Raw genomic sequence first — 11795 nt, 5'->3', positions numbered from 1 at the left:
CTGTCGTCCAATGCGCTGGACACCGATACGTTGACGGGCAACTACACCTACATGATCACCTATGGTCGCGCGGGTGAACCGGAAACGCGTCCCAGCGTGATGATCGGTCCACAAAACATCGTAGCGGGACGGATTTCGCTGTCGGACTTTCCCACGCCGCCGACGCCGTCGATCACCGACGGATTTCCGAACTACAACGAAATCAAAATCTACCGCAACCTGTCGAATGACCAAAACAACTTCTATTTGGTCGACACCGTCGCGCCGGGTGAAACCTATACCGATGGAAAGTCGGACGCTGAAATTTCCGACTTGACCGTCGCCGGCAATAAGACGCTCGACATGGACGGTCCCAAGATCAACGCCGGGACGCTGTTAACGGATGTACTGAAACGTGACGGCGTGACCTACGAAAAAGCGTTTCAATTAGGAACGCTCAGCTACAGTGGCCGCAAAGGAGGCCGCGCGCTGGGCACCAAAGATTTCGAGATCAGCGAAACGACCACGCTCCAAGATTTCATTGACTTTATCGAAGATTCGTCGGGGATCCAAACCGTCCAGGTGGATGCCCAAAATCCGATTCCTCAATCGGAAAATCACTTGCCCGGTCAAACCGGAACGATTTCCGCAGGCGGTTATATCCAAGACGGAAAGATTGAATTTGTCAGCAACAATGGCGAATCCAACGCGTTGGACATCGACCTGTCGGGGTTCCGTATCGTCGGCCGCGATGGCAACGTCACGACGCCCAACTTGGCCTTTGGAACCGTCCAAGAAGCCACCGGGCAGAGTGCAGTCAGCGACTTTGTCGTCTATGACTCGCTAGGGGTTCCGATCAACGTTCGCATGTCCACGACGTTGGAAAGTCGCACGAACGAGCAAACGATTTATCGTTGGTACGCCGACAGCAGCGGCAACCAAACCAACGGCGGCACCGATATCGCCGTCGGCACCGGGTTGATCAAGTTCGACGGCAACGGCAACTTCATCAACGCCACCAACGACAAAATTGCGATCGCCCGCGAGGGGACTCCGAGTGTCTCGCCTCTGCAAATCAAAGTCGACTTTGGACGTGTTTCGGGACTCGCGACCGAAAACTCGACCCTTGCGGCAACGCAGCAAGACGGCAGCGGCCCGGGCGTTTTGAACAGTTTCGCGATCGGCGAAGACGGCACCATCCGAGGTGTTTTCAGCAACGGTATCTCGCGTGACCTCGGCAAAATTCAACTCGCTCGCTTCGCGAACCCTGCCGGTTTGGAAGCACGTGGACTGAACCTGTATGCTCAAGGGGTTAACACCGGTCTTCCCGTTCAAGGGGGCCCTGGGCAAAACGGGATCGGCAGCGTCATCGGTGGTGCCTTGGAACTGAGCAACACCGACATCGGCAAAGACTTGATCGCCTTGGTGTTGGCCAGCACCCAATATCGAGGCAACAGCCGGGTGATCACCACGAGTCAACAATTGCTTGACGAACTGCTGAATCTGCGACGATAACGTGCTGAGGGCTACAGATCCAATCGCGTGCATTACTCGCCAGCATGTTCCGTAGGGTGAAGATCGTCGGGGTCTAGCCAAATCCGCTAAAGCCCCCACAATCTGCGTTTTCGCAGGGGTAGCGTCTGTTTCCGCCTGCCCGCCTCATTTTGACCGCCCGTGTGGTGTTGCCTTTTTCTGGTTCCACGCGTCTCCATTCCCTTAACTTCCTCGTGATCCCATGGCCAAAGCACCTCAGACCGCCATCCAACCGACGCGTGCGGACGACTATCCCGAGTGGTACCAACAGGTGATCCGCGCCGCCGACTTGGCCGAAAATTCACCTGTTCGCGGATGTATGGTGATCAAGCCGTGGGGTTATCGATTGTGGGAAAACATGCAACGGGCGTTGGACGACATGTTCAAGGCCACCGGGCATCAAAATGCTTATTTTCCGCTGTTGATCCCGATGAGCTTCCTGGAAAAGGAAGCCGAGCACGTCGAGGGATTTGCGAAGGAGTGTGCCGTCGTCACACACCATCGGCTCGAACCCGATCCGGCAGGGGGATTACGTCCCGCCGGCAAGCTCGAAGAACCGCTAATCATTCGTCCCACCAGCGAAACGATCATCGGTGCGACGTATGCCAAGTGGGTTCAGAGTTACCGCGACCTGCCGATCTTGATCAACCAATGGGCCAACGTGATGCGTTGGGAGATGCGAACGCGGATGTTCTTGCGGACCGCCGAATTTTTGTGGCAAGAAGGACACACCGTTCACGCGACATCCGCCGAAGCGATCGAAGAAACCGAGCGGATGATCGATGTGTACGCCGACTTTGCCGAAAATTGGATGGCAATGCCCGTCATCATCGGCAGCAAAACGCCGGCCGAACGCTTCCCCGGTGCCGTCGATACGCTGACGATCGAAGCGATGATGCAGGATCGCAAAGCACTGCAAGCAGGCACCAGCCACTTCCTGGGTCAAAATTTCTCGAAGGCCCAAGAGATTGTGTTCCAATCCGAAGCTGGCGAGCGAGAGTTTGCTTGGACCACCAGCTGGGGCGTCTCAACGCGGCTGGTCGGCGCGTTGATCATGACTCATAGCGATGATGACGGATTCGTGCTGCCACCACGTTTGGCTCCGGCCCAAGTCGTGATCTTGCCAATCTATCGCGATGCCGATCAGCGAACCGAGGTGATGCAGTACGTCGAAACGTTGCGAAACGAATTGATGGCTCAGTCGTACGCCGGAATGCCCATTCGCGTCGAAGTCGATGACCGAGACGTCCGCGGGGGCGAAAAGAAATGGCACCATGTCAAACGAGGGGTACCGCTGCGTGTGGAGGTCGGGCCCAAAGACATCGAAAAAGATTCGGTCTTCCTGGGACGTCGCGATCAACCCAAGAGCATCGGGTTACCACGCGGAGAGTTCATCGCCACGATTGCGACAATTCTCGGCGAAATGCAGCAAAACTTGTTCGACCGCGCCCTCAAATTGCGCCAAGACAACACCGTCACGATCGACAACGAAGCCGATTTCCGAGCGTTCTTTACGCCCAAAAACGAAGAGCAACCCGAGATCCATGGCGGTTTTGCTAGCTGCTATTTCGCAGACGAAGCCTCGATTGACGAACTGCTCAAAGAGCTGAAAGTCACGATTCGCTGCATCCCTCGCGACCAAGACGCAGCCAGCGGCGTGTGCTTTGCCACCGGCCGTCCGGCGACGCAAAAAGCGATCTTCGCGAAGGCTTACTAAAACACAGCAGCATGCATGCTGCTGGTTCTCTTGCCACGCGTTCAGCAACACGTTCGGCGCGGCAAGCATCCGCGGTTGGCGTTTCGCCAACCGCTCGGGGGTTCCGCTCTTCTAACGCCGAGTCTCTCTGACAACGGTTTCATCGCTGGTTTCGGTTTCTGCGATACCGAAATTTGAATCTTCACGACACGAATTCTCGCCTCGTCCGCCCCCATGCCGCAGCAGCCGCGAATTCGCCACACTGCGGGCGTGATGCGCAGCGACGTCCCCGCAACGACGACGGCTGATTCAGCAAGACGGGACCGCTCTTATGCTAGCCGTTTTGGGCAAACGCAGTGAAGAATTTAGAGACGGGAAATGACTGCATTTGCGTTCCGTAGCTACGCTCGCCCGTGCGTGGATGGTTGCCGGGCCAATACGAATCACCACCTTCTGGCGAAGGTAGCTACGAAAAAATGCTTCACGGCGGTGCGTTTGGCCGCTAGTGCCCGTTGGATGGCGTCAAAACCGTGGCTAGCGCCAAAACGGCTAACTAAATCAGCCGTTTTCAATGCCCCGGCACCATCGGCGTTGACGTTCAACGGGGACTCAAATGCCCAGCGTCGCCGGCGATTCCGGTAACCGAAACCGACGCCACTCTTCTGCACAAAATACAGGCACCTCGATTTCAACATGCCTGTCTCGTTAGCTCGCAGGATCTTCACTCCTGCCTAACCCGAGCAACGCGAAAATTAAAAATTAAACTTAAGTCGTTTACCAACAAAGGCTTGCGACAAGAAAAGAACAAAAACAACGGCATTTGGCCCACCTCGTGCTTAGTCACTCAGTCACCAAGAAAGCACTCCCACTTTCTCAGCGATTGAATTTTCATCTTAGAAACGAGCGAAGTGGAACGGAGTGATTTCCTGTCATGTATGGCCCGCGAGTGACTGGCACGACCGGGCGTCATCTGATCACCGGTTAATGATTCAAGGTTTACAGAAAGAAGGCGGATTTATGTTCTACGGTTTACGGACGCCGATGCTATCGGCATTAGTTCTATTTGGCATGTTGTTGGGGAGCGGCATCGCGCTCGCGCCGGTCGCTTCAGCTCAGGATGAGTCTGCGGCGGTTATGGAAATTGCGGAAACGGTCGGTGCGGGCGACGCCGCGGCCCCCAGCGAAGAAGTGGTAGTAGAAGAGGCCGACTTGGGTGTCGGTTACGCACTGGACAACTTTGTGTTGTTCATCTGTGCGGTCTTGGTTTTGTTCATGCAAGCTGGCTTCGCGATGGTCGAAGCGGGGCTGAACTCGGCCAAGAACACCGTCAACATTCTCTACAAGAATTTGATGGACTTGGCCGTCGGAGCCTTGTTGTTCTTCGCATTCGGCTTCTCGATCATGTATGCGGGCAGCTATGTTTCGGAGCCCAACGCCTACTTCAATGTGCCTCATTATGGCATCTATGATTCGGCAGCCGATCGTACCTTCAGCCCTCAAGTGGATTGGTTCTTCCAAGCCGTATTCGCCGCAACCGCAGCCACGATTGTTTCGGGTGCCGTTGCAGGACGTATGAAATTTGTTGCCTACTTGGCCTACAGTGCTCTGTTGACCGGCCTGATCTATCCGATCAGTGGATTCTGGAAATGGGGCGGCGGATGGTTGATGCAGTTCGGTGAATTGACCGCTGATGGTTACAGCATGGGCTTCCAAGACTTCGCCGGCTCGGCTGTCGTCCACATGGTTGGTGGCTTCGCAGGCCTAGCTGGAGCGATTGTTCTCGGCCCTCGCTTGGGACGCTTCACCTCGGATGGCAAATCGGTACCACTTCCTGGCCACAACATCACCTTCGCTGCACTTGGCGTCTTCATCTTGTGGGTCGGTTGGTATGGGTTTAACCCTGGCAGCCAGCTCGCTTTCCAAGGAACGGGCGACATCGACGCGACAGTTTTGATCGCCGTGAACACCACGCTTGCCGCTGCAGCCGGTGTCGTCGTGGCAACCCTGATTAGCTGGGCCTTGTTTGGCCATCCCGATTTGACCATGAGCCTCAATGGAGCTCTGGGTGGACTTGTCGGTATCACCGCATGCTGTGACTGCTTCACCAACGGATGGTCGGTTGTCGTCGGTGCCGTTGCCGGTGGACTGGTTGTGTTCGGTGTGATGCTGTTGGACAAACTGAAGATTGACGACCCCGTCGGTGCATGGCCCGTCCACGGTCTGTGTGGTATGTGGGGATGCTTGGCAATTGGCCTGCTGCCCAATACTCATTTGGACGGTGGCAGCACCTCGCTGATGATTCAATCGGTTGGCGTTGTGGCTTATGCGATCTGGGCATTCGTCACCATGTTCGGACTGTTCTTGGTCTTGAAGGCCATTGGGATGTTACGAGTATCGCCTGAAGAAGAAAAAGCGGGTCTGGATGTTTCCGAGCACGGCATGCACGCCTACCCCTCGGATTCATACAGTGCAGGCGTCACCGCGTAACGCTAAGAAAAGATGAAAGGCTGAGGATAAAGCCTTCGATCGAAGCTACCTACCGCAGCTCCGCCGTTGCACGAGATGGATTCTCTCACTGCAACGGCGGGGCAGCCCGGTAAGGCGGAAAAATCAAGCTGTTTTTTTTGGCTCCTCACGGAGCCAGAATGAGCCCCAACGGCCCGCGGCGAGTGTCCGCCTCACTCGTCCGGGTCGGGGTTTCACTCACAAGTCTCGCGATTCACGTCGCGAGGCTTTTTTTATGCACTTTTCGAATCGGGGACGCCCTACGCCCTCGCTGGTTGTCGTTGTACAATGCCGTTATCGTGTCTGTTTGCTTATGATTCCGAGTCGCCACTGGGAATCACTCGCCATCCTCCTTTCTTGATCGTGCTTAGCCGTGAAGCTGATTATCGCCATTATCCAGCCGAGTCGGCTTGAAGCCGTCAAAGAAGCCCTGACCAAAGTCGAGGTGTTTCGTTTGACCGTGATGGATTGCCAAGGGTTCGGACGGCAAAAAGGCCAAACCGGTGTCTATCGTGGGCACGAATTCAGCGTGAATCTGCTGCGGAAAGTCCAGCTGCAAATCGCGGTAAACGAAGAGTTCGTCAAACCCACCGTCGACGCGATTCTTGAAGGGGGCCATACCGGCGAAATTGGCGACGGCAAAATCTTTGTGCTGCCGATGGACGACTGCGTTCGCATCCGCACCGGAGAACGCGGCAGCGAAGCGATCTAGCAGCGAAGCGATCGAGCCGTCACTCGCAGCTCCTCTCCCCCCCTCCACTCCGCCACCCTCAGCGAAAGAATTCATCCTGATGTCCAGTGACAACTTACCCCTGTCCGGCCAACGCATCCTGATCCTGGTCGGCGAAATTTACGAAGACCTCGAACTGTGGTACCCCAAGCTGCGGCTCGAAGAAGCGGGGGCCACCACCACGATTGCCGGCCCTGCAGCAAACCAACATTACAACGGCAAACATGGCTATCCCTGCACCAGCGACGCAGCGATCGCCGACATGGCCGCTGATGATTTCGACGCGCTGATTGTGCCTGGCGGGTTCATGCCCGACAAACTGCGACGTGACCCCGTGCTACTGCAACTGGTTCGCGATTTTGATTCCGCCAAGAAACCGATTGCCGCGATTTGCCACGGCGGCTGGATTACGATTTCCGCGGGCGTCTATCGCGGCGTTCGCGTGACAGGGTCACCAGGAATCAAAGACGATCTAGTAAACGCCGGAGCCACCTACGAGGACGAAGCGGTCGTCGTCGATGGGCATCACATCAGCAGCCGCCGCCCCGATGACCTTCCCGATTTCTGTCGAGCGATCATCCAAATGATGAGCCGCTAAAGCTAAACGCGGCGAATTCGGATCAGCCGTCGACGTTCGAGTCGCCGGTGATCTTGTCTTTGTAGGTTGCTAATTGCCCGAGCGCTTGATCCACATCCGCTTCCTTCGCACCGTGGGCTCTCGCCGCCTCGGCAAAGTGATTGCAGAACAAAGCAAAGTGGGCTGCGTGAATCCCACGATTGTGATGAATCGCAGTCAATTCGGCCCCGGTGTAGTTGACCGGGCCTTGAAAAGCCGACGCTAAGAATTCGTACTGCATCTTACGCAGCCGATCGGCCTGGACATGCTTAAAGAACGGCGCGAGTTGAGGGTCATTGAAGATACGCTCATACATATCTTGGACGATCGCGGAGAGCGCGTCGGCTCCCCCCATTCGATCAAACAATTCGGGCGAATCATGATTCATCGAAGCGAAGCCTTGCGTGTGGCGGTGTACAGAACGGCTGTAGCATACTTCGTATCGCCAGAGCCGCCAAGACTTTCGCCGCCCGTTCTCGTGCTAACCCAAAAGACTTGTCATGCACGGCAACATCGAGCATTCGAGAACGCTCCGTCTTCTAGCGCGCTCCGTTCTAGCACGCCCTGAACGCGCAAAAGAAAACCCGGTGTCCTGAACGGGGACACCGGGTTAATCTCTTCTCGCGAAGAGCAGTGAGGGCGCTGGGACTCGAACCCAGGACCAACGGATTAAAAGTCCGTTGCTCTACCGACTGAGCTACGCCCTCTGATTTTCGCTGGCAGGAAAAAAACCAACCCAACTGAAAATCACCTGACTTTGGAAATACCGAATAAAAAACCCAAGAGCAACCAAGTTTTTCTTGGTTTGATGCTTTTGGGTCTTAATCTAAGCGGAGCGGACAGGATTCGAACCTGCGGACCCAGTTTCCCGGATCACCGATTTAGCAAACCGGCGCTTTCGACCACTCAGCCACCGCTCCCTATTCGCTGTGCTTCGCTAAACTTCAGTCAAGCAAGCCAGATTGTGCTGAATCCGCTCCGAAAACGCAACCCACGCTTGGCTGATGTTGGCAAGGCTTTTTTTCAGCCGCTGCAAAAACGTTAAGAACCGCATATTCTCCGTATTTACCAGCAATTGACGGGCTCGACGCCGCTAGCGACTGACCAATAGACAACTGGATCGGTCCGAAGTTCACTACGAGCTGAAAAAAAATCTCTAACTTTTCGTATTCATTTCACGCCCCACTCCTCCCAACACCGACCCTTTGGATGACCCCGCCCCCCTCTTCCTCGGACGAACATCCCAGCGAGCCCCGCAATCCCAGCGAGCCCAGCAAGCCCGACAATCCACGTGAGCCCGGCGGCACGGACCAACCGGTTCGGTCCGCCGCATCGGACGCCTATTCGATTTGCCAAATCACTCGCAAGGCAATGGCTACCGAATTTGTAATTCTATTGCCCAGCCAGGAAGCCTCCGCCCCCTCACCCGATCCTTCGGTCGACTCGGACCAGCCACACGAGCACGACGGTCGTCCTGGTAAGGCGGTCGAAGCCGCAGTCGAAGCCGCCGACCTGCTTGAGGGGATCGAGGCGGATCTGACGATCTATCGCCCGACGAGTGAGATTTCGCGAATCAATCTGTTGGCGAGCGAAACCGCCGTCTCGGTTTCTCCCCCCACGTTTGCGTTATTGCAGCGAGCCGTGCACTGGGGCGAACATACCGGCGGCGCGTTCGACATCACCGCCGCCCCACTGGTCGAAGCCTGGGGATTCACTCAACGCAGCGGCAAGAAACCCTCGGCCGACGAGATTGAATCGGCACGCCGCGTGGTCGGCTATCAACATCTCCAACTCGACCCAACCCATCGTACCGTCGGCTTTGCCGTCCCCGGCATGGCGATCAACCTTGGAGGCATTGGCAAAGGAGATGCGCTGGACCGATTGGCGAAGCACTTGCAAGACCGAGGCGTCCACGACTTTTTAATTCACGGCGGCAATAGCAGCGTGATCGCCAGCGGCGACCAAACCCCCGGCAGCGGGCTAGGGTGGGCTGTCGGCCTCGCCCATCCCACTAAATCGAATCGCCGATTGGCCGGCATCTGGCTTCGCAACCAAGCACTTGCTACCAGCGGCTCAGGCAAACAATTCTTCCATCATCAAGGACGCCGCTACGGGCATGTGATCGATCCTCGTACCGGCTATCCCGCAGGTGACCTGTTGTCATTGACGTTGCTGATGGACAACGCAACCGATGCGGATGCGTTGGCGACGGGCTTGTTCGTTTCAGGTTCCGATGTCGTCCGCCAGCAATTTCAACAAAGCAAGGTGGCCGCCGCGATGATGGTCCACCGCGGCAAGAAACAGGATTCCGCCAAGATTGAAACACTGGGCGAATTTCACTGGATCGATCCGCCGGCCCCCAGCGATCGCGTCTGAACAGCACGCATGTCGGAACTAGAATCGCGTCCCAGCAATGTGCGTGATGCCCCAAAGCGATCAACGACATTGGCAGCGATCAACGACGATCCGCACGGTCAACGCAACTCGAAACAAACCACACGTTCATCCCCTCGCACCAGCATTCGATTGCCAACCACAATCGGCGCCGACCAACAGGGGTAACGAATCGGCGGCACCTCGACATTGTCTTGATCGGTATCGGTTTGATCGAGCCGCCACTCACTGAGCAGTTCAAACTTTTCGGGATTGGCCTTGACCACCTGCAGCGTACCGCGTTCTTCCAACACCAACATCACATCCCCGACGCGAGTTGCCGAGGCGCGGGTGCGACGCGAGTCACTCCATTTCACTTCGCCCGTATCCCACTGGATACAGCGGAAGTCGCTGTCCGGCGCGTTTCGGCCACTGCATCCGTACAAAAATCCATCGATCAATACGGGCGTAGCCCAGTGCGAACGCATCGCTTGACTACGGCGATCAAACGGAGGGTCTTTCCAAACCGCTTCTGCTTTTTGTGCCGACACGTTCAGTAGCACGCTGCCGATCTGGTAACACTCACTGATAAAGACTTGGTTCGCATCGACCACCGGGGTCATCGCAATCGCACTTTCGAGGATGTCGGCACGATGCGAATATTTCCAAAGCACTTTGCCAAACTTAGGGTCAACGCACCATAGGTTGTCGCGAGCATAAACAAGCACTCGAGTTTGCCCGTCGATTTGCATCGTTCTCGGACTGCTGTAACTCGCTAAATCATCACCGCACTTCCACCGTTCCTTTCCCGTCACTTTGTCGAACGCAACCAAGACGGAACCATTGGGCGAGACTCGATCTAATCGTCCCGGCGCGATTGACGCGTCTTCGGCAGGACTTCCGCCTACCATTACGATGACCAAATCATCAACCAGCAGCGGCGACGATCCGACGCCAAAAAAGTTCTGAACCACGACATACTTTTTGTTTGTATCGACCGCCCAGCGGACTTGATGCGTGCTGCGATCTCGGCAAACAAGTTCGCCGGCGACACCGAACGTGAACACCGACTGCGAATCCAGTGTCGGGGTAGAACGAGGACCACTTTCGTAACCGTACATATCGCGATACTGGAGCGGCCGTGCGTCTTGCCACTTCACTTTGCCGGTATTCAGGTCAAGGCAACGAAGTCGCTCTTGCGGACCGGATTCCGTTGACTCGGCATCAAACTGAAAATATTCATCACCCCATACCGAACCGAGTCCATAACCTTCGCCTACTTCCAACGACCACACGAAACGAGGTTTCTCGGACCAATCGAACGTTTGCTTGGTCGCCGCGTTGCCGTCGAAATCCTCGCCTAACAAACGAGGCCAACGCAGCCCCGATCCGGGGGTGACCGCATCCTCGCCCACAACCGCCAGCGGTATCGCAAAGCCTGCGATGCCAAAGGCAATCAGAAAGAGAATCCCAACTTGACAACGCGCAACAAAAGCCATTCAAACGTCTCCGGGTGGTACTTCGATAAATCAATGCGGAACGAGTCGCACTCAACTTACGTCAGGTTTGTTTGGATTACCAACGTAGGCAAAAAAACTTTCCTGCTGTCGACGCAACTTGCTGACGGCCTACAATCTAACGCAGAACCATGAATGATTTATTTGTAAACACACGGCTTTCGATCCCGGCGGGGGATCTAAATTTCACGGCAGCGCGTAGCAGCGGTCCTGGGGGCCAGAACGTCAACAAAGTCAACTCAAAAGTGACGTTGCGGTGGTCGTTGGCGGATTGCCGCGGTTTTGATCCGGGGTGGCGACGGCGATTTGTCAATCGCTACCAAAACCGCATCACCCGCGATGGTGAATTGCTGGTACATAGCGAGCGGTATCGTGATCAAGCTCGCAACCTCGCCGACGCACGCACCAAATTGGCCGAGATGCTATTGGAATGCCAAGCTCCCCCCACCCCTCGCAAGGCGACCAAACCAACCCGTGGCAGCCAGCGGCGACGGCTCGACAAAAAGCGGCAAAACTCGCAGAAAAAGCATAATCGCCGCGGTCCTCGCATCGACGAATAGGCCGTAAATCGGGTTGTAAATCCCGTTTTCACAAGGTCACCTGCGGCAGAAAATTCGTCCGCTAGCGGTGGAGAAGGAGTCTGCTAGCGGTGGAGAACGAATGCTCTGGCACGAGCCCCGCAAGCGGTAAACCTCAGGCCCTGCAGACGGCAAACCCGGCCCCGGCGGGCGGCAAACCGATGCGTGGTAAAATGTCAACAATGCTTCACCGGGCTTGGTTGGCTGTTATACTCAAGTCTCGGCGCTGAAACAGCCGGTTTTCTTCCTTATTGAACAGAACGGATTG

The 11795-nt window shown here is 56.0% G+C and carries 9 protein-coding genes and 2 tRNA genes; 7 read left to right on the top strand and 4 right to left on the bottom strand.

Features of this window, described 5'->3' with window-relative positions:
- The 5 genes from ABX962_RS18155 to ABX962_RS18135 all read left to right on the top strand — a co-directional run.
- Window positions 1-1494, top strand: a 1494-nt coding sequence (locus ABX962_RS18155; protein ID WP_372721449.1) for a flagellar hook-basal body complex protein, incomplete at its 5' end; no start/stop codon positions are given.
- Window positions 1495-1714: 220 nt separating this feature from the next.
- Complete coding sequence (gene proS / locus ABX962_RS18150) at window positions 1715-3229, top strand: proline--tRNA ligase (RefSeq protein WP_372721448.1); 1515 nt, start codon at window positions 1715-1717, stop codon at window positions 3227-3229.
- A gap of 1047 nt (window positions 3230-4276) precedes the next feature.
- A complete protein-coding gene (locus tag ABX962_RS18145) occupies window positions 4277-5695 on the top strand; it encodes an ammonium transporter (protein WP_372721450.1) in 1419 nt (472 codons plus the stop codon).
- 391 nt (window positions 5696-6086) lie between these two features.
- The gene (locus tag ABX962_RS18140; protein ID WP_339937375.1) at window positions 6087-6425 is read left to right on the top strand and encodes a P-II family nitrogen regulator; all 339 of its coding nucleotides are present in this window, start codon (window positions 6087-6089) and stop codon (window positions 6423-6425) included.
- Between the two features lie 79 nt (window positions 6426-6504).
- Window positions 6505-7041, top strand: coding sequence for a type 1 glutamine amidotransferase domain-containing protein (locus ABX962_RS18135; RefSeq protein WP_372721447.1), 537 nt, complete (start codon window positions 6505-6507; stop codon window positions 7039-7041).
- 22 nt (window positions 7042-7063) lie between these two features.
- On the opposite strand, the gene ABX962_RS18130 is transcribed toward ABX962_RS18135, so the two are convergent.
- The 3 genes from ABX962_RS18130 to ABX962_RS18120 form a co-directional block, all read right to left on the bottom strand.
- Window positions 7064-7447, bottom strand: a complete 384-nt coding sequence (locus ABX962_RS18130; RefSeq protein WP_372721446.1) for a group 1 truncated hemoglobin — start codon at window positions 7445-7447, stop codon at window positions 7064-7066.
- 246 nt (window positions 7448-7693) lie between these two features.
- A tRNA-Lys gene (locus ABX962_RS18125) sits at window positions 7694-7766 on the bottom strand.
- Between the two features lie 124 nt (window positions 7767-7890).
- Window positions 7891-7979: transfer RNA gene (locus ABX962_RS18120), tRNA-Ser, on the bottom strand.
- A 289-nt stretch (window positions 7980-8268) separates the two neighbouring features.
- On the opposite strand from ABX962_RS18120, the gene ABX962_RS18115 reads away from it, so the two are divergent.
- Window positions 8269-9435 (top strand): FAD:protein FMN transferase, encoded by a 1167-nt coding sequence (locus tag ABX962_RS18115; RefSeq protein WP_372721445.1) that lies wholly within the window; start codon window positions 8269-8271, stop codon window positions 9433-9435.
- 98 nt (window positions 9436-9533) lie between these two features.
- Here ABX962_RS18115 and ABX962_RS18110 read toward each other — a convergent pair whose 3' ends face one another.
- Window positions 9534-10931, bottom strand: coding sequence for a PQQ-binding-like beta-propeller repeat protein (locus tag ABX962_RS18110; RefSeq protein ID WP_372721444.1), 1398 nt, complete (start codon window positions 10929-10931; stop codon window positions 9534-9536).
- Between the two features lie 149 nt (window positions 10932-11080).
- Between ABX962_RS18110 and arfB the strand changes: the two genes are divergently transcribed.
- Complete coding sequence (arfB, locus tag ABX962_RS18105) at window positions 11081-11509, top strand: alternative ribosome rescue aminoacyl-tRNA hydrolase ArfB (protein ID WP_372721443.1); 429 nt, start codon at window positions 11081-11083, stop codon at window positions 11507-11509.
- Window positions 11510-11795: the final 286 nt, after the last annotated feature.

It is taken from the genome of Novipirellula sp. (assembly GCF_041583735.1).
Lineage (GTDB): Bacteria > Planctomycetota > Planctomycetia > Pirellulales > Pirellulaceae > Novipirellula.
Note: the sequence above shows the minus strand (reverse complement) of the source record. Positions and strands in the feature narration are given on the sequence as shown.